The organism is Sulfolobus islandicus Y.N.15.51 (genome assembly GCF_000022485.1).
In the GTDB taxonomy this organism is placed as follows: domain Archaea; phylum Thermoproteota; class Thermoprotei_A; order Sulfolobales; family Sulfolobaceae; genus Saccharolobus; species Saccharolobus islandicus.
Genome location: NC_012623.1, coordinates 1,885,353 through 1,909,632, shown reverse-complemented (window position 1 = coordinate 1,909,632; position 24,280 = coordinate 1,885,353). Strand labels below are relative to the sequence as shown.

Annotated in this window: 15 protein-coding genes, 4 pseudogenes and 2 CRISPR repeat arrays; of the genes and pseudogenes, 13 read left to right on the top strand and 6 right to left on the bottom strand. The window is 33.4% G+C overall.

From position 1 onward, the window contains the following. The first annotated feature begins 123 nt into the window (after positions 1-123). From csm4 to YN1551_RS10410, 3 genes are all read left to right on the top strand, one after another. On the top strand, positions 124-966 hold the full coding sequence (gene csm4 / locus YN1551_RS10420) for a type III-A CRISPR-associated RAMP protein Csm4 (RefSeq protein ID WP_012717756.1): 843 nt from the start codon (positions 124-126) through the stop codon (positions 964-966). A 277-nt stretch (positions 967-1,243) separates the two neighbouring features. Next, positions 1,244-2,626, top strand: a complete 1,383-nt coding sequence (locus tag YN1551_RS10415; protein WP_012717755.1) for a TM1812 family CRISPR-associated protein — start codon at positions 1,244-1,246, stop codon at positions 2,624-2,626. A gap of 556 nt (positions 2,627-3,182) precedes the next feature. Beyond that, the gene (locus YN1551_RS10410) at positions 3,183-3,917 is read left to right on the top strand and encodes an IS1-like element ISC796 family transposase (protein ID WP_012715555.1); all 735 of its coding nucleotides are present in this window, start codon (positions 3,183-3,185) and stop codon (positions 3,915-3,917) included. 141 nt (positions 3,918-4,058) lie between these two features. Here YN1551_RS10410 and YN1551_RS10405 read toward each other — a convergent pair whose 3' ends face one another. Continuing rightward, on the bottom strand, positions 4,059-4,460 hold the full coding sequence (locus YN1551_RS10405) for a hypothetical protein (protein ID WP_012717754.1): 402 nt from the start codon (positions 4,458-4,460) through the stop codon (positions 4,059-4,061). A 673-nt stretch (positions 4,461-5,133) separates the two neighbouring features. Next, positions 5,134-5,733 (bottom strand): cupredoxin domain-containing protein, encoded by a 600-nt coding sequence (locus YN1551_RS10400; RefSeq protein ID WP_012717753.1) that lies wholly within the window; start codon positions 5,731-5,733, stop codon positions 5,134-5,136. A gap of 479 nt (positions 5,734-6,212) precedes the next feature. Here YN1551_RS10400 and crn1 point away from each other — a divergent pair, with 479 nt between their 5' ends. Then, on the top strand, positions 6,213-6,749 hold the full coding sequence (gene crn1 / locus YN1551_RS10395; RefSeq protein WP_012717752.1) for a CRISPR-associated ring nuclease Crn1: 537 nt from the start codon (positions 6,213-6,215) through the stop codon (positions 6,747-6,749). Positions 6,750-6,776: 27 nt separating this feature from the next. Here crn1 and YN1551_RS10390 read toward each other — a convergent pair whose 3' ends face one another. Both YN1551_RS10390 and dps read right to left on the bottom strand, forming a co-directional pair. After that, complete coding sequence (locus YN1551_RS10390) at positions 6,777-7,115, bottom strand: Rieske (2Fe-2S) protein (RefSeq protein WP_012717751.1); 339 nt, start codon at positions 7,113-7,115, stop codon at positions 6,777-6,779. A 30-nt stretch (positions 7,116-7,145) separates the two neighbouring features. After that, positions 7,146-7,727 (bottom strand): DNA protection during starvation protein, encoded by a 582-nt coding sequence (gene dps / locus YN1551_RS10385; RefSeq protein WP_012717750.1) that lies wholly within the window; start codon positions 7,725-7,727, stop codon positions 7,146-7,148. Positions 7,728-8,036: 309 nt separating this feature from the next. Between dps and YN1551_RS10380 the strand changes: the two genes are divergently transcribed. Together YN1551_RS10380 and YN1551_RS16035 are read left to right on the top strand one after the other, a co-directional pair. After that, positions 8,037-9,203, top strand: a complete 1,167-nt coding sequence (locus YN1551_RS10380; protein ID WP_012717749.1) for an NRAMP family divalent metal transporter — start codon at positions 8,037-8,039, stop codon at positions 9,201-9,203. 415 nt (positions 9,204-9,618) lie between these two features. Next, positions 9,619-10,533, top strand: a pseudogene (locus YN1551_RS16035) (IS1 family transposase). A 312-nt stretch (positions 10,534-10,845) separates the two neighbouring features. Here the strand turns inward: YN1551_RS16035 and YN1551_RS16030 are convergent. Continuing rightward, positions 10,846-11,647: pseudogene (locus YN1551_RS16030) on the bottom strand (IS256 family transposase); the annotation flags it as partial. A 42-nt stretch (positions 11,648-11,689) separates the two neighbouring features. Between YN1551_RS16030 and YN1551_RS16660 the strand changes: the two are divergent. The 6 genes and pseudogenes from YN1551_RS16660 to cas4 all read left to right on the top strand — a co-directional run. Continuing rightward, a pseudogene (locus YN1551_RS16660) lies at positions 11,690-11,971 on the top strand (IS5/IS1182 family transposase); the annotation flags it as partial. Positions 11,972-12,128: 157 nt separating this feature from the next. Then, positions 12,129-12,269: pseudogene (locus tag YN1551_RS16655) on the top strand (IS630 family transposase); the annotation flags it as partial. A gap of 56 nt (positions 12,270-12,325) precedes the next feature. Continuing rightward, positions 12,326-16,551: a CRISPR direct-repeat array (repeat unit 24 nt; unit sequence CTTTCAATTCTATAGTAGATTAGC). A 352-nt stretch (positions 16,552-16,903) separates the two neighbouring features. Then, positions 16,904-17,755, top strand: coding sequence for a type I-A CRISPR-associated protein Cas4/Csa1 (gene cas4a, locus YN1551_RS10360; protein ID WP_012715846.1), 852 nt, complete (start codon positions 16,904-16,906; stop codon positions 17,753-17,755). A gap of 6 nt (positions 17,756-17,761) precedes the next feature. After that, entirely contained in the window at positions 17,762-18,670 is a 909-nt protein-coding gene (cas1, locus tag YN1551_RS10355; protein ID WP_080513521.1) for a CRISPR-associated endonuclease Cas1, read from the top strand. Between the two features lie 116 nt (positions 18,671-18,786). Beyond that, positions 18,787-19,056, top strand: coding sequence for a CRISPR-associated endonuclease Cas2 (gene cas2, locus YN1551_RS10350; protein ID WP_012713189.1), 270 nt, complete (start codon positions 18,787-18,789; stop codon positions 19,054-19,056). After that, positions 19,044-19,571, top strand: a complete 528-nt coding sequence (gene cas4, locus YN1551_RS10345; RefSeq protein ID WP_012717746.1) for a CRISPR-associated protein Cas4 — start codon at positions 19,044-19,046, stop codon at positions 19,569-19,571. The genes cas2 and cas4 overlap by 13 nt, the downstream gene beginning before the upstream one ends. 71 nt (positions 19,572-19,642) lie before the next feature. On the opposite strand, the gene csa3 (YN1551_RS10340) is transcribed toward cas4, so the two are convergent. Beyond that, a complete protein-coding gene (csa3, locus tag YN1551_RS10340; RefSeq protein ID WP_012717745.1) occupies positions 19,643-20,335 on the bottom strand; it encodes a CRISPR-associated CARF protein Csa3 in 693 nt (230 codons plus the stop codon). 272 nt (positions 20,336-20,607) lie between these two features. Then, a CRISPR array of direct repeats spans positions 20,608-22,838; the repeat unit is 24 nt; unit sequence GCTAATCTACTATAGAATTGAAAG. Positions 22,839-23,598: 760 nt separating this feature from the next. Between csa3 (YN1551_RS10340) and csa3 (YN1551_RS10335) the strand changes: the two genes are divergently transcribed. Further along, a complete protein-coding gene (gene csa3 / locus YN1551_RS10335) occupies positions 23,599-24,210 on the top strand; it encodes a CRISPR-associated CARF protein Csa3 (protein WP_012715847.1) in 612 nt (203 codons plus the stop codon). Positions 24,211-24,280 lie beyond the last annotated feature (70 nt).

Genomic DNA, 24,280 nt, shown 5'->3' with positions numbered 1-24,280 from the left:
TCTTCTAGCTTAAGACCTAAGAAATTTCAACTAATCCACAAAGCAGCATTAAGCTTAAAGAAAATGGGACCATATCTAAAAAGCTGATGAAGAAATATAAAATAGCCTAACAATTATAAATTAATGAAACTCATTGTCGTTAAGTTCACATCTCCTTTCAAAATAGCAGAAAGGGAGAACTATATAGATACAATAACTCTTTATAGAGCATTCATTAAGGCTTTATCACTCTTAGGTGAATCCTTTGACGAAATAAAAAACGGTGAGGTAAAATTCTCATCCATGTTCCCGATAGTTGATAATAAACTTTACCTAAAAATGCCCTTTAAAACGATACAATGCGACAATAGGGATATGGAAAAAGAACTCAAGAAAATAGAGTATATAGATGTTGATATTTTAAAAGAAGTTGAACCGCCTTATAGACTTGAATGTAGAGGAACTGAAAAATACGTTAAGGGGATTAATGGAAAAGAGATAAAGTTAGAATCAAATTACCTTTCATCCTACGGAGAGACAATAGTTGAGTATAAGAATAGAATGGACAGACTTGTAAACTCAGCTGATATATATTCTTCTCCTTCATTTATGCCTAAATATGAGATGGGATTTCTAAGTACTAATTGGAATGATAAGCTGGATAAGGCCTTAAGGCTTTTAGAGAAACTCGGTATCGGAAAGGACAGAAATCTAGGATACGGTAAATTTACAGTTAAGAAAATTAAGGATTATAATTTGAGCTTTCCAGAAAAAAGACAATATAAATATGTTACCGGAAGGGCCTATACGGAACACGAGTTCTTAGCGGAAAGACTAGATAAAGTCCAGATATTAGGAGGTGATATAAGTCTGGTATTGTTTAACACTCTAATACTCCTCCCTATCGGTTCTCTTGTAAAAAACGTAAAGAGACTATTATTAGAAAAAGAAAATAATATCGTAATAATAGATTCAATACTCTTATAAATTGACTAAAAAGCAGCAATAAGCTATAAAAATAATTATAATACTTCCTCAGACTCTAAAGGAAAAGGAAATTAGAAGTTTCTTAAATTAGCTATATTCTATGGATTTAGTTACAATTACTATATAATAAAGAGAAAGACAATAATAACTTAACATTCGCGCTATCAAAAAGATCCCTCAATTACTAGCAATCTATTATAATAATTTTTAATTAATTTCATGTATTATACTTAAATATACAATAGGAATATTAGCTATTTCTTCTATATATTTTATTGTGAGATGCCTAATTTATATAGCAGGAGATGTAATGTCATATACTCCAACTAATTATGAAATTGAAGGTAGAGAATTTAACACCTTTTTCTCAGCTCACGCCCTAGCTAAACTTCTAAGTCCACAAAAAATAGTGGCACTTCTACCAGATAGCCTAATAGTTCGTGATGACACTACAGCTAAAGATCTAGATATTTTAATAAAAGGATATAAGAATATGATATTAATTAGAAGTAATCAGCTGTTTGGAGACGAAAATATGAGAAAAGACATAGAGGACTTCGTCAACAGAATTGAAGTAAGGGTCGTACCAAATGTGGGTAGCGGGCAAGCTTATTATGTCGATAACGAAGGTAACTTAATACCTGAGGGTCAGAGATATAAAAGGAGCCCTTACTATTCAGAAAGGTCTCCAGTCTTCATCTTTAACGTAGTTTACTCAATATTTAACGAGATAAGTAAATCTTGTAATGAGATAATAGTTGACTTAACTCACGGAACTAACGTATTAGTCTCCGTTACTATGGCTGTAGGTTCCCTTTTTAATAGTAGGTTCGTAGCTGCACCGGTAATGGGACCTCCCGGACAAAAAGTATCAATAGTTGATTTAACAGAGGTCGTTAAGGCTATGAAGGACTCCTTAGCGATAACTTACTCCATAGAGAAAGTAGATGAGAGGTATTTCAGAGACTATAGCGTAACTCTTAAGAGCTTAAAACCCAATGAGTTTAAGGAAATGAAATTGATAATAGAAAGGATTAAATCAAAAGATCCAAATAAAGTAATTAGCCTATTGAAAAACTTAAGGAATGGTTTCGCTGTAGACAGTGTAAGGGGTATGAGAGATTTAGAAAGTTATATTAACGAATTAGAAAGGGACGTAAACGAACTTTCTAAGGCTTATAGTGAATGGTATAATCAGTCTTACTTCGAGAAGGAGAACATGATAGTTCTCTCACACTTCTACTCTACCATTAAAGTTAGGGACTTAATTTATAAGGGTAACGACTTAGAAGTTCTTGAGAAAATTTTAGGCTTATATATAAAAGTAGGTTATTACGACAAGGCAATATCATTGGCAAGAGAACTTCCCGTAGCCTTTTGCCTTAACTCCAGAGGAGGCGGCGTATATAGTGACTTTGACAAGAATTATAAGGAATGTGACGAAATTGTTAGGAATTACCTTAAGGAGAGCAGTATACTTCAGTTTAGAAATATACTAATGCATGGAAGCCTTTCTAAGGATGTGGAGGCAGAGGTAAAAGAGGGTAGAATAGAACTAAAAAATGAAATTGGATTATCAACAATAGAGAATTACATTACGCAGAAGCTGGAGAATGATTACCAGAATGTTAAAAATAAAGTAGTGCAAACAAACACTTAAAAGGCAGGTAGTCAAATAACTGTTATGTGTAAAATTTATTTATAATTCGTATTACTTTTTAACATTATTTTTATTCATATATTCTAATAATAAATTGAATTATCTATGTAAAGCTTCTAACAGTAATTTTGCATAATTTATTGAAAACTGAGGTTAGAGATTATCATAAAATCGGTTCTAATCTCTTCTTATCTCGGATTTTTCACGTACTTTTATGGAAAGACTTAACGTATTGTTACATTTCTATATTAAAAGTATTACTCACGTAGAATCGGTTCTGATTAAGAAAAATATTATTACCAACTTTCGTATTTGATAAACGTAAATCTAAATGGGTCACTTCAAAACTATATAAATATCGCTAGATGTAAGGTAAATTAACAATTGAGGGTTTTCCATTAATTTCAGATAATATAGTAAATACTATCATGATCTTTTTCCCGACGTTAGACCTTGTTATGTGCTTTGTTGAATTCTTCAGTTTTTCTCAATAGGAACAGAGTGTGGAGGTAGTGTCGTCGTTAAGTTATTTATATTTGTATAACGAGTATTACTTATGGGTAGGAAGCCTGTATTTAGGCAAGACGTTTCTTGTCCCTCTTGTGGTAGTCATCATGTTGTTAAGTGTGGTAGGCCTTTGGGTAGGCAGAAGTTTTTGTGTAGGGATTGTGGTAAGTACTTCTTGGGTGATGCTAGTTATCATCATCATTCTAGGAAGTTGAGGGAGGAGGCTTTGAGAATGTATGCTAATGGTATGAGTATGAGGGCTATTTCTAGGGTGCTTAACGTACCTCTTGGTACTGTTTTCACTTGGATTAAGCGTTATGGTAGGAAAAAGCATGAGAAGTTGGTTGAGTTGTGGGGTAGGGCTAAGGAGCTGGTCAAGGGTAAGGTTGTTGCTAAGGTTGTTGATGAGATGTGGACTTACTTGTACAAGAATGCTAGGGCTTTTTACAAGTGGGTTTTCACTTGTTACGTGTACACGAAGCTGGGAGTTTACCTCATTTACTCTGTGGGGGATAGGGATGAGAGTACTTTCCTTGAGGTCAAAAAGTATTTGCCTGACGAGGGTAGATGGGTGAGCGATGATTATAACTTGTACTTCTGGTTGAAAGACCACACGGTTGTCTCGCCAGTTAACCCGAACGAGTCCTTTCATTCCTCATTAAGGGATAGGCTAATTAGATTCAAGAGAGCAACGAAGGCAGTAAATAGGAGCATTCGCACCATGATGTACTCCATAGCCCTAGTCTTATGGGAGAGAAGGTTAATCCCAGAATTTGTAGCTTAACGACGACACTATCAGAAATTTCAACTAATCCACAAAGCACTTGTTATGTTAATCATCATTCTCTCTGAGAAAAACTGAAAAGTATACATAAAAACAAATCTTCAAACATTATCCGCTTTAGGGATTAATTAAACATAACGATTAAAACAATCTAGGCAACTCTACTGGCTTCGTAATTTTAACTCCTAATTTTAATACTTCTTCAGCATTCATTTTATTTTTCAGCTTTACCTTTATCTTTTTACGATTTCCTTTTATCTCCTTAGATATTTTAATTAAAAGAGATAATTGTGATAAATTGTATATTATTCCCTCAAATTCCTCTAATTCCTCCTTAACCTTAAATACCTCTGGATCGTTAGGAATGTATACCTTTTTTCCGTAGACGTTATAAATTCTAAAATTTTTATCATATTTAAGTAAATTTATGAACGAAGAGAACAAATCTTCCTCACTCTTACAATAATACCATTTTATCACCTTTCCCTCATACACCTTAAGACAAGGCCTTCCATCTCCCTTAGCATCAGTTATGTAAATCAATTGTATCTCCTATAAATTAACACTAACAAAATTATAAAAACTATTTGCTCCAATAAATACAGATTAGAGATCTATAAATAACTAGATTATAATATGAATATATTTGCGAAAAATTCTTTATGATATTTTCTGATCGAATTTCCTATATTTATGTTAATTTAGAGATAATATAATTATTCTAAGCTTTTTTGTTAAAAGAAAGTCATTAAGTTTTCTATATATCTTACAAATAAAAGAAAATAATTTATAGCCTATAATTACACTATTTTCACTTGTTATAATGCAAAGAAATACTTAAAAGTTTCGAGTTAAAAATTATCTTATGCAGAGGGAATGTCACAATGTAGATGATATCGCAAAAATTATATATGAGAATTATGTAAAAGAAGGTCAATATTCAATTACTGATAGGTTATAGTCTTTTTCATAATAGCTGCAACGGGGGCTAAAAATGGGTAAATCTGGTATCAGTAATATGAAGCTGTTAGGCCGAGCGTACCGAGGGTGTTAAAAAGAAGCTAATCAACAAGAAGCTTAAGGATTTAAACGAGACTAGGGCAATACTTGGAAGGAATGAAAATTAGCGAAATAGCAAAAATACTACAAGTTCACAAAAGCACAGATTGGTAAAAGAATTCGAAAAGAGAGGAGAAAAAGAAGATACTAAAAAAAGTTATAATTGAACTATAATATAACCGACCATATAACCTAATTGTCCCATTCCTGGACCACATGGTGTTATACATAAATATTCATAAGTTCCAGGATTTGTGAAAGTATAATTAAATGAGACTACAGTATCTGGTGGCAACGGTATATTAATATCTAACTTAGGAATTGTAAACGTATGGCCTATTGGCAAATTTTGTATATATTGACCTTTATTAAAGGTTAATGTAATTTGTCCATTCTCTGTATCATTATATAATATAAATGGAACAGCAACATTTCCACTAAAATTCATAGTCACCATAGTATCTAAATTAATTATTACAAATTTTACAGGAACTCCAGCCTTTACTACGATTGTATTGTTTATCCCAACAATATTTTCATGCGCTGTTATTGGATAACCTAAGTATTTTAAAGGGACGAAGGCATCCCAACCATTTCCGCCGTAATCTGGAATAACAGCGATGTAAATGACTTGCTGACCTTGAGTTGTACTAACACTTGTAGTATTTCTAGGTAAGAATAGTAACGAACTACCAAAACCTATTACAACACCTAAAGCTAAGAAAAGTAAGGTAACAATTAACTGTTTTCCACTCATTTAACCACCAAATATATCTATTACAATTTAACATATAAATTAATAATGTTTACGTATATATACTTTTATATATTTATATACATTTATTGAATGTAGTCACAATTTTGTTAATTTAATATAAACTATATAAATTAAAATTTATTTTAATTTAGCGTCAAATTTGGTTTGTGAGACGGGATATTATAATTTTATTAAATATTTAGACATTTGATAAAGATAAATTTAAGATTTTTAAATTAATTTTTAAATTAAAAATTTTACTATTCATAGTAGCAAAATTTGTAACGAAATATTTTTCTAGATGAATCACAGTAATAAGGTACATAATAAATCAAGGCAAGGTGTTATTTTTCATCAAATAAATGCCTCATCTACTAGTCCTAGTAGTAAATTTCCTTACAATAATACTTAATATAGTGTTTATATTTAAGATCAAGGAGAAAGTAATTAATTTAAGCTAGTTTTTATTAGTATAAGATATGGCTAAATTAGTAGCCACTTTAGGCACATCGCCAGGCGGTGTCCTAGAAACCTTTTTGTATCTCATAAAACAAGGAGTAGAAATTGACGAGATCAGAGTCATAACTACTACGAATCCTGAGGTAGAGAAAGCTTGGAAAATAGTGAAAATAATGTTCATTTGTTGCGTAAAGGAGAAGTATCCTAATGTAATAATTAGTAAACACCCAGTTGAAATGGATGATATAAATAATGAAGAGGATTTAATAAAATTCAAGAATTTTATAGAAAAACAGATAGGAGAAGGAGATTATGTAGATATAACTGGAGGAAGAAAAGGTATGAGTGTTGCAGCAGCCTTAGCTGCTAAAAAGAAGGGAGCTAAAATAATAACTTCAATAATTTCTCAAGATTCTTATAGAGAAACAAACAATAGAATTAGAGAACTAAAGAACATCCCAGAGCTTCAGGATAGAGCGCAATGTGTTGGAGAAATAAAAAACACCTACTGCAACTTAATTTCAGATAAAGCTAATACAATTCTATTCGATATTTAGTAAAAAAAATAATAATAACTTTTTTACTTATTTATCAATATCTATAAATATATCATCGTTTATAATCTTAACCTTGTAAACTCTCAAATTATTTGAATAATACCAATTTCCATCCCTATTATACGGTTTAAACATTAACCTACCATCCTTTAAATTAAATTCGTAACCGTGCAAATGACATCTTATTCTGTACTCTTTAGCTATTACATCACCATATTCTATATTAGCACCTTTATGCGGACAATATGCCTCAATAGCGAAAACCTCATCTCTAATCTTTATCAACACTATTTCAAATTTAGATACTGAAAACTTCATAGGCTTATTATCTATTAAGTCAGATATTTTACATACTCTAATTAACATTTATAATCACTAAGAAAAAGAATTAAAAAATTATTCATACCTTGATTTTCTAGAAAATGGACCTTCTCCTGGATAACTTCTTCTGAAATGCCCAGATGGTCTACCGTATAGTAATTCTAAGAACCACGCTTCATGTTCTATTTCCTCTTGCAATATTCTCTGAGCTAAATCATATGTTCTGGGATCTTTTCCATATGTCATGTCACATACCTCTTTCCACGTTCTAATAGCACATTGCTCAGCTTCCAAAAGTACTTTTAATATTTCCTTAGGATCCTTCCAATTCTCTGGTAAATAAGCATCTGCACAAGCTGATAGGTCAGCAAGTTGTCTAATATCTCTAGGCAAATTTCCTCCTAGTTCATAAATTCTCTGCGTCATTAACTCAAAGTGCAATCTGTCCTCTAATCTAGCGTCCTCAGCTATTTCTTTAAGACCCTCTCCTTCCATACCAGTAAGGTGCATTCTCAATATGGTATAGTAATAATACGTTGTGAATTCTGCAGCTGTTGCTTTAACTAGCTTTTCTATTAGCTTTTTTACATCTAATTCCGATTTTTCTAAAACTTCTACTCCTACTACTTTAGGTTCCTCTTTTGGTTTATCCTGCATTTAATCACTATTACTTTATACTCAATACTAGTTTATAAAGCTTTCTAATTAAAAGTTATTCTAATTTCTGAAGCAAAATAAGTCTGGATAGTTGTAATTGTTAGATTCCCTTTTATGAATACAAAAATTGATTCCTAATTAAGAGTAAGTATGAAATAGAAATATTTATAAATAAATGCCCATTAACTATTATGTGGAGTTTAATGTTGAAACTATTTCATTTAGATTCTCAACATTCCTTATGGGATATATTTTATTTAATAAACAATAAAAATGAGTCACAAAAATATACTTATTTAGGTGATTTGATTGAGTATCAGAGACTCAGTTAAGCTTTTCGGTCCAGCGTGGATAGCGTTGTTGGCAGACGCGGATGCTGCAAGCATAATTGGAGGATTATCTACTGGTGAAGAATACGGATATAGACTAATATGGTTCGTACTCGTTTTAGCTATTCCGCTATTCATAATTCAAGAAGCCTCTGGGAGATTGGGTGCAGTAACCAATTATGGTATAGGTGAGCTTATTAGAAAATATTATTCAAAGAAGATTTCATTTTTATCTATAATTCCAATATTTTTTGTAGACTTTTTTACTTATCTAAGTGAATACACTGGAATAGCAATAGGTTCGTATCTTATCGGAATAAATCCCTTAATTGGTCTCCTAATATTTTTTGTTATTCATATAATAATTATTTTTACTAAAAATTATGAAATAACGGAAAGAGCTCTCATAGTAATTTCCTTTATTTTGCTAATTTCCGCTTTGATTGCAGCTGAACCGAAATTATATTTTACAAATATTTTTTACTTCTCAACTTCGAAAAATTTTCTCTTCTTCTTGGCAGTTAATATAGGTGCAGTAGTTACACCACCTTGCATGTTAATTTATCAAAGTTCTGCTACTGCAGTCAAGTATTCTAAACTTAACATTAACATCTCAGAAAAAGTTAAATGGACCAACGTAGAAACTATTGTAGGTGCAATAGTAACAGAATTGACTATAGTATTTTCCGAAATTATAGGAACTTTAATCAAAAATGCAGACCCTACAAATCCAGTACAACTCGCTAAATCGTTAGGAGTAATTCACGTAATATTTGGAGTTCTTCTAATAAGTGCAGGATTTTTAACGTTAATAGTTGTTTCCCTAAGTAGTGCTTGGGGTATTTTAGAGGCCCTAGATAAGAATAATTATAAAAACGTATTTAAAATATATGTAATTGAATCTATACCAGCATTAATTATCTTATCGATTATAAGTAATAATTACTCAATAATATTAAATTTTGCTTTAACGTTACTCTCCCTTTCCCCTATCGTTATAGCCTTTCCTGCTATACTCATTGGCATATTAATATCGAACAAAAGAATAATGGGTAATTACGCTTACGGAAAGATAAGACTGCTTATTTACTTCTTAACAATTGGATTAATAGTTCTTGGAGGTGTGATAGGATTTTTCTATCTGTAGTATGTGAGATCTTTCATTAAGCATTATTTTCCATCCAGTTATTACGTCGATAGCATTAAGTGTACTATAGCCTGGAACTTACCTTAATTAATAATAAGTTAAAACTTCATGAATTAAAGAACGATTTTTTGACTCATATAAGGAGTCAAATTTATTTAGAAATACACCAAAGTTAAAACGTCAGTATGAGAATTTCTTTTTTCGCGTAAAAAACAAGATGATTAAAATACAGAAAAAGCCGAGAGAATATTTTTAAGAAAAGTTTGTATAAGCAAGAGTAGCATTTGGGGGTGTTCTCATGCAGTCATCTTATTCGATATTGAATAGTAAAAATATTAAATATATGTTAAGATTATAAGTCTTCGTGAGAAAACTTCTTGTGTGAGGGTGACGAGATTGTATAGGGGAGACGAGAATGGACCTCGTCACCCTCACACAATTAATAGTATTGATTTTAGAGAATTTAAAGGTTAAGCCTAGAAAACACGATCTAGAAAGGATCTCAATGGCAATAGCTGCATACTTGTTGGGAGTGCCAATAACTAAGCTTGGAATACCGCCATCAACAATTTATTACTACATTGGGTGTAAGGAAGAGGAGGGAGATTAGGCCAAACTGTCCATCTTGTAAGTCGGACAAGGTGGTCAAGAATGGTTCATCAAGAGGTAAGTACAAGTGTAATGTCTGCAGAAGGACTTTCTACGATGCTAATAGTCATGGGATGAGTAGGGAGTAAAAGGAGAGGATCTTGAAGGAGTACTTGAATAGGATGAGCATGAGGGGAATAGCTAAAGTTGAGGGAAAACCTTTAACTACAGTTTACAGTCTGATAAAGAGAAAAGGAATAGTGGCATACGTTAATTTATTAGTCCTATAAGAGCAACTAAAAAGCTTTACCGCAAAAGTCACGGTATTTGACGAGAGTTGGACTTACCTTAGGCATGGTTCCAAGAGGGAGAACTTGTGGATTTGGCTGATGGTTTACCCTTCTTTACTACGGGTGATAGGGATTATAAGACTTTTAGTTTTCTCTTGAATTCTCTGCCTAAGAGTGAGGTTAATTACACTGATGATTACTCTGTTTATCAAGTCCTTGACAATCACGTTGCAAGTAAGAAGTATACGGTTGAGAGTTATAACTCTTACTGTAGGGCTCATTTGGCTAGGTTGGCTAGGGACACTAGGGCTGTCAATAGGAGTCAGAGAATGGTTGATTATAGTCTTGCCTTACTTAATGTCATGTATCCAGTAATTTATTCAAGGGAGAAGACTCCCTTGAACGAGGCTTACTTGAGAGGAGTGCAGAATATTAGGGAAAATCTGATATAATTTTACTATTCAATATCGAATAAGATGACTGCATGAGAACACTCCCTGATTTTACAGTATCTTTTAGAAATTTTTAAGTGTTGTATTAGATCTTTTATATTTCTGAAAGTAAACTGAGGAATATTATTATAACATTAGAGAATGACAAGGACACGAATAATGAAATCAGCTTTATTTGTATCAATTATTTAATATATTTATTCTTACTACTCTTGATTATGAGTATAATAAAATATATTCTTTTATTTATTAAGAAAAAATATGAGGTTTAATGTTGAATTTGTATTTGTAATATGATTTTGGGTCTACCGTGTCCGGGAGGACCCTCATGAGGTTCCTAACCATGTGTGTTATACAGAGCTGGTGTTGAGAGGAGGGAAAGAGCGTGGACACGACGCGATCGAGTCCAGAGAAGTCATCGCTCACGATTACGTCAACCCTGCTGACTCCCCTGCTTACGAGTCCGCTCAAGAAGGACTTCCAACCGTCCAAGTCCTCCCTATCCCTAACTTCGTAGTCCAAGACGAACTTATTCCCTTCTAAGTCAACTCCTATGGCAATGTAAATGGCTCTCTCCATGATCGACTCGCTGATTCTGACCTTTACGATCTTCACATCGATGTAAAGGGCTAGGAGATCGTGAGGTAGTTCGCGGCTCTTGTATTCCTTGAGTTTGTTGGATATTCTCTCGGCAACCCGATTCATTACGATCTCACTATACGGTATTCCCTTGGCTGCTAACAAGGCCTTGACTTGGAGTCATGCCTGATAGGCTGCTGGAGGAAGTCCTCGTAATCTGGGCTGGTCCTTTCTCTGGAAGGATCTTGGGTCTGAAGCCACCCTTTCTGGTTCTCGGTACTCTGAGTCTTAATACTCCGTCTCTGGTTCCCAGATATCTGAAGTAGGTCCCGTTCTTGTGGTCGTCCTCAACTTCTAGGTAGGCTTCCCTCTCTTCCATCATGGCCTCTTGCAAGATTATCTCCTCTATTTCCCTTAGGCTAACTCCTTCTTTGATTGCCTTTCTTATCTTTTCTCTTATTTCTTCCATTACCTTCATGGTATTACTCTCCCTTATGGTATTACTCCTTCCGGGGTTATTTTTACTTTTTGTCATTATTTTTCACCTTTTGCTACCACAAGTATAACTGGTAGCCCCTCGGATAAGAGATTTAAGTCCCCGCTCAAGGGGATTAAGATAGCTGACAGGGGTTTCTCGCCCTCCCCAACCCAGCTCATAGCTATGGAGAAACCTTTCACGACTCTGAGGGCTCACGTGGAGTTCTTCGGTACCTTCCTGTACAAGTTCTGGAGGCCCTATGGGACCACGGTGTGGAGGAACGAAGCCTTCCTCCACGTCCTGGGAGTCTTCTACAACATCAGGATGTTCCTAGCCGTCCAACGAAGAACCCCTCCAGGACGTCGAATAGTTCAACTCTAAGAAACGTCATTACGCACTCAAGCATCACCATGCATGATAAATAAATCTTCTTAACTTGATATTTTTCCATGATCAAGTTTTTCCAGATTAACCAGGTTATATACTTCTGATAATATTAATATTTATCATTCCATTTATATATTCATTCAGATAATTACATTCCGGACATTCTCACGTAACAGCTTGGAGAATAGCGAGAAAAAGACTGAAAATTCCCTACATAAAATTCTACAAGATCCACAAGAAGAGACCAATAGATGCCGACAATATACTTAGGGAGAGGTTGAAGGGCGTTATTATAGTAGATTAACAAATATGTGAAGACGAAGTAATTGCAAGGGTAATATACACTAACTTTCAATTCTATAGTAGATTAACCAATTGCGTCAATGAGTTTATTTAAATCGTCAGCAATTAACTTTCAATTCTATAGTAGATTAGCAAAATAACAAATTTCAAAGAAGGTAAAGTGAAAAGTGACCTTTCAATTCTATAGTAGATTAGCTCTGGAACTGAAGGCTTTGGATTACCAGTTCTTGAGTCTACTTTCAATTCTATAGTAGATTAGCTAAGACTTGATCTTTAAACTTCCTACATTCGTATAATGCTAACCTTTCAATTCTATAGTAGATTAGCATAGTGATACAAAATATATATCTTATGATCCAAGGCATAACTTTCAATTCTATAGTAGATTAGCAATACCTTTTTATTCAGGTCAGCCTCTAAGCTTCCGCTTGGACTACTTTCAATTCTATAGTAGATTAGCATTATAAAGATTATTTTTGTAAATTGGAGTGTTGTTATCTTTCAATTCTATAGTAGATTAGCCAGTACAAAGAATATCTTGAAAAAATCGTAGAGTTTTTTGCTTTCAATTCTATAGTAGATTAGCGGTCAAATGTCATGTTGGCAAGGTTTGTGTAAGACCATAGTGGAAACTTTCAATTCTATAGTAGATTAGCCTAAAATTTCACGGTTATAGATTTTTACTTCTCTGACCTCTCACTTTCAATTCTATAGTAGATTAGCTGAATTCGACCTTCTGGAAGAAAATGTGCAGCCTAAGCAGGCTTTCAATTCTATAGTAGATTAGCGGATTAATAGAAATTCGTGCTGAAATTAATCCTTCCTCCTTTCAATTCTATAGTAGATTAGCTTGGAATATTGAAATTTAGGAGTACTAGGTCAGCCAATATCTTTCAATTCTATAGTAGATTAGCTAATGCCATAGTTAAATCATCAAGAGCCAAATATAATTTCTTTCAATTCTATAGTAGATTAGCTAATGCCATAGTTAAATCATCAAGAGCCAAATATAATTTCTTTCAATTCTATAGTAGATTAGCCTCACATTGTCGTCAAATGAATAGTCTCTCTCGGACTCTCTTTCAATTCTATAGTAGATTAGCTATTATGACGCGGTGGTGGGGGTAATTCCGCTGATATTTCCTTTCAATTCTATAGTAGATTAGCAGCACACAGAATATTATAAGTTGTATGCGAGAGTGAGAACAACTTTCAATTCTATAGTAGATTAGCACGGATCTTTTTATGACATTATATCAAATTAGGGAAAACGAGAACTTTCAATTCTATAGTAGATTAGCTGAGTCAAAAAGTTAGGTTAGGTAAAAAAGAAAAAGCAGTTCTCTTTCAATTCTATAGTAGATTAGCTGCCAAAACTGGTATTTAAACCTTTTTCGCTAACCAGTTCTTTCAATTCTATAGTAGATTAGCTTTCCACCATTTTTGGTCAAACATATGTTTGCCAAAACCTTTCAATTCTATAGTAGATTAGCAAGAAAACTTGGCACAGGTAAATGTCCCTCGCTTGTTCCAATTACTTTCAATTCTATAGTAGATTAGCCTGTTGGGCTAATTGCAGGGCTTGTTGATATTTACCCTCGGAGCTTTCAATTCTATAGTAGATTAGCAAATTGCAAAAGTTTTAAACATAAGTGAGAGACAAGTTAAACTTTCAATTCTATAGTAGATTAGCGCCTCTTATCCCTATGTAGCCTATCTGCGACCACGGGAACTTTCAATTCTATAGTAGATTAGCCGAAGAAGAACATAGGCGGGGAAAGAAAAAGGGCTTTTGCTTTCAATTCTATAGTAGATTAGCGTATGTAAATTGTCCCTCCTGCAGAGTTGTAGAACACGACCTTTCAATTCTATAGTAGATTAGCGGGTATGAGAGATCAGACTCCTTATTACGTTAAGGACTTTCAATTCTATAGTAGATTAGCTTGAGAGCGTCACAGAGAAAATTGTTACGAAGACGGAAGACTTTCAATTCTATAGTAGATTAGCTCGGAGCATCTTTATGTAAAATTACCAAGAGTGTTTATAGACTTTCAATTCTATAGTAGATTAGCATAATTTCACTAAAATCATAAATTATTCCGAATAGATTTCTTTCAATTCTATAGTAGATTAGCGGTAAGTGAACTCCTAAGGATTGCAATATGGAAACTCCTTACTTTCAATTCTATAGTAGATTAGCTGAAGAAAATAAAATAAAAATATATGACTCAAAAGAAATCTTTCAATTCTATAGTAGATTAGCAGAGACCTTGTTTTGTGTTATTTGTAACGAATGGTTTATCTTTCAATTCTATAGTAGATTAGCCAAGTTTACGCTAGAGCTAGCACCTACTGAGGAATTGGGTTGCTTTCAATTCTATAGTAGATTAGCGCAGTGACTTTACCCGGTCAACCCTTCCCTTACAATCTTGCTTTCAATTCTATAGTAGATTAGCAAATCGTGGTTGTCTAACACTTGAAGAATTGATAAAGTATACCTTTCAATTCTATAGTAGATTAGCAGCTATTGAAAGAAGCTGGCTATAATATCATAACATATAATAACTTTCAATTCTATAGTAGATTAGCTATTATATCAGACATACACTATACTAGGGAGTAAAAACTTTCAATTCTATAGTAGATTAGCTCTGTGATTGCGATGTTGAAGTATTAAATCTCTTGATTGCCTTTCAATTCTATAGTAGATTAGCTAGAGGAAAGTGTGCAGCGAAAAACGGCGGAAACCGCAGAAACTTTCAATTCTATAGTAGATTAGCGTCCTAGATTTTTTAAAAGAACATCCTCAAGGCGTTTGGACTTTCAATTCTATAGTAGATTAGCATAAATTCGATTTACTTCAAGAAGACAACACGCCACGAAAGACTTTCAATTCTATAGTAGATTAGCATAAATTCGGCAGATAACCGTACAGAATTAGAAAAACATACTTTCAATTCTATAGTAGATTAGCTTAGCAATGTTAACTACTTATGAGCCTAAAAATGATAGGGAAACTTTCAATTCTATAGTAGATTAGCAAAAAGAATTTTATTTTTTTTTAATATCATCAATAGTAATTATATCTTTCAATTCTATAGTAGATTAGCAGGACATCCCCCAATGATACATTTAGGGTCAGCAATGATTTCTTTCAATTCTATAGTAGATTAGCATGAACAATTAAGTCAATTAATAAGGCAAGCAATAAAAGAACTTTCAATTCTATAGTAGATTAGCACTCTGGTTCGACAGTAGACCATTCTCTTTCACTTACCGCTTTCAATTCTATAGTAGATTAGCTTCCTACGCTTGACTGTCCCAGCCTAAAGCCTGGCACTCTCTTTCAATTCTATAGTAGATTAGCCTGCGAATAACGCAATACAGAACACGTATAACTCCGTTTACTTTCAATTCTATAGTAGATTAGCGTTGATGAAATGAAGGAGGAGTGCATAGATTACATCAGTGAAGCTTTCAATTCTATAGTAGATTAGCAGAGATATAATATAGAAAATTTATATGTTAGATTTTTAGAACTTTCAATTCTATAGTAGATTAGCTCAGCACGAACGGTGAAATCGCGTAAAAAAACCTATTTTCTTTCAATTCTATAGTAGATTAGCGCTGTCTCCACAGGCGTGGATTCGGGCCGCGGTTTCAATGCCTTTCAATTCTATAGTAGATTAGCAAAGATATTATAACAAAATACAATATTTCATACATTATTTTCTTTCAATTCTATAGTAGATTAGCAAAGATATTATAACAAAATACAATATTTCATACATTATTTTCTTTCAATTCTATAGTAGATTAGCTCAAAGTGTTTCAACCAAAGAAAATAATAAGGAAATAAAGCCTTTCAATTCTATAGTAGATTAGCCTGGTCTAAATAATGGATTTCTTGGAATAAAGTCATCAACCTTTCAATTCTATAGTAGATTAGCAAAACCGGTATAATTTTTTCTATCCATTCAATTTTTGTATAACTTTCAATTCTATAGTAGATTAGCTTGGAATTTTTTATGAATTATTATTTCTCTTTTTCTTATCTTTCAATTCTATAGTAGATTAGCATGGATAAAAAAAGAACATCCTACGCTACTCAGAAAAGACGCTTTCAATTCTATAGTAGATTAGCAAGGCTCAAAGACGTTATATTCAGTAAGTGGGCAAGGGTTCTTTCAATTCTATAGTAGATTAGCTCCAGACGTTCTATGGAATAATCCAATTCATATCGGAAACTTTCAATTCTATAGTAGATTAGCTGAGGGTTTTTTAACCCTCTATTTAATCTTTTCTTCTCCCTTTCTTATAAGTTTTTCTTCTCTACTCTTTCCATTAGTATTATATTACTCTTTCTTATCTTTTTTACTATTCCCGGGTTTTTTCGGGATCTTAAGGAATTCTTCATAAAGATAATGAATTTAGGATAACAACCTAACCCAAAACGAAACAAGGAAAAAGGAAAACAAGGATCATATACGGGAGAACACTTTCCCTATATTTTCCATTATTCTTCATCAAGAGGAAAATCGTCGTTTATTAAGATTATCCTTACTAAAACCGGGAAGAAATTTACAAGGATCATTATCGTGCATTTTAGATTCTTTTTGCATAATGTATAACGTGAGGTCGCAGATAATTAGACAAGTTAGGAGGCTTCACTCCTATAGGGCTTCTGACCCTATAGAGGAGGAACTAAGGGGTTGGAATTATCATATGCCTCCAATAAAACCCAGAAGATATCTAGGCTTGTCTATGTCTGACGTGGCTTATAGATATTGTGATACTAAAAGGGATGTATATCTAAGAAGAGTTTTAAAGGTTCAAGGTGAACAGAGAAGCGCTTTAGTATTAGGGCAATCAGTTCATGAGGTTCTAGCGAGTGTTTCTAATGAAATAGTTAAGCTTTTATCTCTGGGCTATAAACCTTGGGCTGCTATAGAAGCTATCTTCAGAAAGGTAAATAAGGTAAGTAATTTATGTCCTCAACAGTTCTTTAAGTTCTGTGAGGAGGTTTACAAGGCTTTTGCGTTGGATCTAATTTCCGACTTTTCGGACTCAACTTCTTTCTTACCAATAATATCGGAATTTAGAGTAGATGGAACTCCACTGGGTTTATCATCTAGGCTTTCAGTAGATGCTATAACACAACTATCATTGGTAGTTGAGATAAAAGTGGCTAATACGCAGGAGTTTCATAAGTTAGCCTTAGCTGGATATGCTTTGGCCCTTGAAAGTGCGTTAGAGTTACCAATAGATTTCGGTAGTCTAATTTATGTAAATGGCATAAATAAAAACATGCCAGAGTTCAAGTATGAAGTATATTATATTTCTCCAGATTTAAGAAAGGAGTTCATAGACGCTAGAGATGAGGTAATAGATATGGTATCTGAAGGAAGAGATCCCGGAATGCCTACTGCGTGTTCTCCTTCATGCCCGTTTCTCAATTACTGTAATAAGAGGTGAGGGGAAATTAAGACCTTAATAATATCGGAGTATGGCGCATATTTGTCAGTAAAGAAGGGAATGTTCGTAATAAAAAAGGGAGATAATAAGGTTGAAGTTTCACCTTCCGAGGTTGATGAAATATTAGTCTTATCTTCCTCTCTGATTTCAACCAAAGCTTTAATGGTGGCGTTAAGTCACGGTATCGGCGTTATATTTTTAGATTCTAGGGAAAATCCTTGGGGTATACTATTACCTTCCGTGGTAACTGAGACTGTTAAAACTAAAAGGGCTCAATATGAGGCTGTATTAAACAATGATACCAGATACGGTGAGGAGATAATTAAATGTAAAATTTTTAACCAGCATGTTCATTTGAAATACTGGACTAGGAGCGGTATTAGAACGAACTATAAGGAACTTATAGGAAGAGATGAACCTACTGCAGCTAGAATATATTGGCAAAATATTGCTTTTCTATTGCCTAAGGACATACATTTTGATGGAAGAGATACGGACTCGGCTGATCAATTCAACATGGCGTTAAATTACTCTTACGCCATTCTATACAATAGAATATTCAAGTATCTAGTTATTGCCGGCTTAGATCCCTATTTAGGTTTCGTTCATAAGGATAGGCCAGGTAGTGAGAGCTTGGTTTACGATTTTTCTGAAATGTTCAAGCCTTATATAGACTTCATCTTGGTTAGGGCTTTCAGAGAGGGATTTAGACTAAAAATCAAAGATGGACTTATAGATAGAGAAAGTAGGTCATCATTGGCTAGAATAGTAGTTAAGGGAATGGATGATAAAGTTAAGGAGGAAAACGATCATAATCCTAAAACTTTAGTACAAGCAATTAGGGCTCATACGGTGAAATTAGCGTCTAGCGTAAGAGAGAAGAGACCTTATAACGGATTTAAACTAGTTTTGTAGGAGTGTGGTATTTTGAAGATAGCTTCTAGTATATCACTAATCGATAAAGTCTTTCTACCATCAGCACTTAAAGATGATCACGCTTTAATAGATGAAGATGAATCAAGGTGGCTATATTGAAAATAGTTGTAGTTTACGATATTTCTGATAACGGAAAGAGAAATAAATTAGCTAATGAGCTTAAGAAATTTGGTCTTTATAGAATTCAAAAGAGCGCATTTGAGGGAGATATAGATACTCAGCGAGTCAAAAACCTAATTAGAGTAATAAATGATATAGTAGACATTAAAACTGATATAGTGCATATAATTCCCTTAGGCATAAGGGATTGGGAGAGAAGGATAGTCATAGGTAAAGAAGGGGTTGTAGGAGAATGGTTAGCGTGACCGATTTAAAGGATTTTACGCTATGCCCCGTAATCCCTTGGATAAGGAAAAAATTGGGTTGGAGAGAACCAATTACTGAAGGACAAAGGATAGCTAAGAACATTAAGCCTAGAGAATTAGCAAATGACCTACCAGATCCCAAATACTATGAGGTTTACATGAGGGATAAGAGTACCGGCTTAAGCGGAATCATAGATGTATTAGCAAAGGACATTGTTGCCGAAATAAAGGCATTTTATAGAAGGTTTTATGGACATTTTAGAATACAATTACTTTCATACGCTTATTTAGCGGAAAGGAATGGTTTCAGAGTAAAAGACGCAATTCTTATTTTAGGAAGAGAAAAGAGAGTTAAAATTGAAGTTAGGAAAGAGCATATGGAATATGTAGAGAAAATTACTAATAAACTAGTAGAGTCCTTAGAAGAAGATAGTCCACCCGTAGCTAATCCATCTCCTAAATTATGTGAAGCTTGCCAATATAGAAGAGTCTGTCCCTTATCGGTAATCCTATGATTTTATCAAATACTAGAGACCTCATTTTCGCCTAGTATAGATTCGACAATCTCAATTTATATTTATTAAAATCATTGAATTTCATTTTCTATATATAATTTTGAATTTTTAATTAATTTAATTACATTAAGCCCGAGCGATGTAAGTTCTACTGTTCTATCTTTTCCTTTCTGTGTTAATATACCTAGTTTCTTTAATTCAGATATCTTATTCTGAATTGTTTTTTCACTTTTCCCTAAAATTTTTGACAACTCGAATGTACTTATCGTATTGTTTCTGAATATAGAATATAGCATCTTCAACTCTTCTGAAGAATATTCCTTAGATAACGCATTTATATCCGAACTGGTGAAAGATACCACTCTACTACCACCATTTTCATCTCTTAAGTAAATTGTAAACTTCTTCCTACTAACTAAAATTGCTATCAGAATCAGTGTATTCATAAGCCTCATTCCCATAGTTAAATCGGAAATTATAGGCTCTTGCAGAGGTAATAAATTATCTAGAAGCTGGGAAAGAATATCATCAAAAGTACTAATTTTAATTTCAATTATTTCCGGGCTAGGATAGCGAAGTCGTAGAGTTTGGATTTTTAAGTTTTCTATAGCAGCTCTAGTTCCTTCCACTATGGGACTAGGAACTACTATAAGTAATTTATCCTCCTTTTGAGCTGAAGTCTCATTAAGAAGTCTTAGAAGATAAGTTTCATTAAATCCCAAAGTTACAAAGTAAGACTTCATCATTATATATGGTAATATCATAAATAAATAACTTTTGATTACTTTCGAAGAACTCCAATTCCAATTTTTATTCCCTACTATTTCCGTTGTTTTCCTTTTTCCTTGTTTCGTTTTGGGTTAGGTTGTTATCCTAAATTCATTATCTTTATGAAGAATTCCTTAAGATCCCGAAAAAACCCGGGAATAGTAAAAAAGATAAGAAAGAGTAATATAATACTAATGGAAAGAGTAGAGAAGAAAAACTTATAAGAAAGGGAGAAGAAAAGATTAAATAGAGGGTTAAAAAACCCTCAGCTAATCTACTATAGAATTGAAAGGCTGGAAGAGGTGCAGATCCAGCAGAACCACCACTAAATGGCTAATCTACTATAGAATTGAAAGATATTTCTCTATTAGAAATGCTATCGTGGATTTGAGATCTGGTGCTAATCTACTATAGAATTGAAAGTACTAGAAGGGTGGGAGTGACCCTCCTAGTGGGTTCATTGGCTAATCTACTATAGAATTGAAAGTCTAAAATATTATATATGTCCTCTTCTTCTAATCTTTCAACTAGCTAATCTACTATAGAATTGAAAGATCTCTGATGTTGTTAGTGCTGATAGAATTTGTTGTAGTGGCTAATCTACTATAGAATTGAAAGTTGCCGTGTTTGTGGTATTCTGATTCTCTTTCACTTTTTCCTGCTAATCTACTATAGAATTGAAAGTAGGGAGGGTAGGGGAGGTATTGGGCGGAGCTCAACCGCTAATCTACTATAGAATTGAAAGAAACCCTAATTTAAAGTTTTTAGTTACTAAACATATTCATAATTGCTAATCTACTATAGAATTGAAAGCTCATAGAAGTTTACGATATCGAAAAGTACATTTAAGACTGTGCTAATCTACTATAGAATTGAAAGAGTCTGTTCAACGCTCTAGCTACCTTCAAACCAAAGCCTTGCTAATCTACTATAGAATTGAAAGATTATGACAAATTTAAAGTTATCTTTAATTTTCGATCTTCGCTAATCTACTATAGAATTGAAAGCTAGAAGGATTTATCTCACTTTTTATGATTATTAGACCTTTGCTAATCTACTATAGAATTGAAAGTTTAAAGAAATTGCGAAATGGGTAGGTGCAAGGTCATTTTCTGAGCTAATCTACTATAGAATTGAAAGCAAAATGTTACACAATTAGATTTAGTAACAATTTTAACTGCTGCTAATCTACTATAGAATTGAAAGCCTCCTCCACCTCCTCCACGGCACATTGTGTCTCCTCCACCGCTAATCTACTATAGAATTGAAAGAACACAAAATCAAAGTCAAACCCAAACCACTCAATCAAGCTAATCTACTATAGAATTGAAAGATCAGATGAAACCAAGAATCTTAGTCCAGATTTAGCCACCTGCTAATCTACTATAGAATTGAAAGCGTGCTTAATTTATAAATTTGCACTGGATCGCGTGAATAATTTAGCTAATCTACTATAGAATTGAAAGTACTTTGTCATTCTTATTTTTCGTTATCTGACAAATATAGCTAATCTACTATAGAATTGAAAGTAGGTGGTTTGGCAGGAGGTCTAGGTCCAGGTGTAGCGGGGCTAATCTACTATAGAATTGAAAGTGAAGTTTTGTCGTATATTCTTTAACTGAAAAAATATGAGCTGCTAATCTACTATAGAATTGAAAGAATAATGCTATCGCAGAAGGGTTAGATAAGGAAATCCAGTTGCTAATCTACTATAGAATTGAAAGTACCAAACCTCATCATTTTGTTTGGTGATTGCAAACTCTTTGCTAATCTACTATAGAATTGAAAGTCTTCCAATCTTTGCATTGGTTGTATAATTAGTGCTTTGTCACCTTGCTAATCTACTATAGAATTGAAAGTCTTAGGTTGCGTGTTACATTGTCTATGAGGTATTTGTAGCTAATCTACTATAGAATTGAAAGAATTCTTTCTTTTCATTCGAAATCAGCGGTTTCACTTCTGTGCTAATCTACTATAGAATTGAAAGTCGTCGGCAGGAATAATAGTGAGTGACCCCTGTGAGGTACGCTAATCTACTATAGAATTGAAAGGTATTCGGTGCTAATGCTACAGTCTCAGTAGACACTGTTTAGCTAATCTACTATAGAATTGAAAGTTCGGGGTTGCGTGGGAAGACCCCAATACATTAATCGCGGCTAATCTACTATAGAATTGAAAGTTTTATGCGGTCATATTCGATGATTTAAAACTCCCGATAGGCTAATCTACTATAGAATTGAAAGATTAATCTGTCATTTTGCGTAAATTGTGCAAAAAATGAGAGCTAATCTACTATAGAATTGAAAGTGTAACATGAATGTAACATAAGACCCTTGGCAAAAAATCGAGCTAATCTACTATAGAATTGAAAGTTTTAACTCTTAACACTTATTCTCAACATAGAGAACGTAGCTAATCTACTATAGAATTGAAAGCATGTGTAAATGAAAACCTGACATTTAAATGTATATGTCAGCTAATCTACTATAGAATTGAAAGAGGGCTCATCTTAAATGGGTAAACACGGAAACATCGTTTGGTGTTATTCAACTCTTTTGAGGGAAGAATCTAGTTGAGCCTATAGCATTTCAAATTACTTGTCATTTAACTTCATCATTATCATTATAATATACAACTTTATTCTAGTGACAATGATACGAAATTTCACCGTATTTAGAGTTAAGATAGTTTTCAACAGATTTTACAAATTGCTTTATAAATCTATTAATAGAGTTAGAGTCTTAAACTCAAATTTTGCCTTATCTATAGAAGATTAATAGAACACATGGGAAAGCGAAAATGGTCTTAAGGAGGCAATCTACGCCTCGCCTTTAACAGACATGAGTTTGGAACTGTAGGAGGAGACTGAAGGTAAATTTTCTGAGCAATCTGAAGTTTGTACATTATCTAAGGATAGAATGCCTGCCTTCTTCTACAATATTATCTATATGGTCTGAAGTTCTGTATGCTTGTTCAAATTTTCCTATACTAGCTTCACGGAGAAGAGCCTTAAAAATATCATAAAAATATGCTACTATGTGAATATTGGTCTATTGAATGTCATGATAAATAGTGTTCTAGAGCCTTATTATGGCCTATGATTTTAACATAGTTTTTCTCACTTTTAGTTTTATAACCCTATTATTATATAATCAATAAATTAATCGCTAAAACTCGTTAGTAAATTTACTACACGTAATACGGGGTACCTTTTTCCGTGGAGAGTAAAATTTAATACTTTATTTTTCGTATTTAGGGTATGATACTAGTCTTAACACTTGGCTTTGATGAGAAGTTTCAATACCGTGCATTAATGAGGCAAGGTAAGAGTATTGAAAAGGTCATTATTGTTGGGGGTTTTGAGGAAGAGAAGGCTAAGAAAGCGTTGGAATCCCTTACCGATTTCTTAAAAACAGTTAACGTTCCTTATGAGACTATTGAAGTTGACCCTAGAGACTTTAAAAATATTGTTGAGAAAGTTGGCAAGCTTATTCTAACTAATGCAGGGAAGGATTTCATGGTTAACCTAAGCGGAGGGATGAGATTAATGATTTTAGCAGTATTTTCCGCCTTTTTACTGACCGGAATAGAAGCTACTGTTGAGATAGAGACTGAGGACCTAACTAAGGTTTACTACTTTAGGGTAAGCGATGTCACTTTACCTTTCCTATCCTTAACTAAGGATCACTTGACAATATTAAAGGCAATTAAGGATGGTTATTCTTCTGCTAATGTAATAAGTAAGAACACGGAAATTCCCTTAACTACTACTTGGAGGAGGTTGAACGAGTTAAGGAAGGAGAAATTAATTGATGAGACCAATAAATTGACCACGAAGGGTGAGCTTTTGTTGAAAATTTACGGATCCTAATTTTTCCATATTTATGAAATGTCTTTTCGTTCAGAAGAAATAGAAAGTTTTATATATTGGGGTAGGAAAG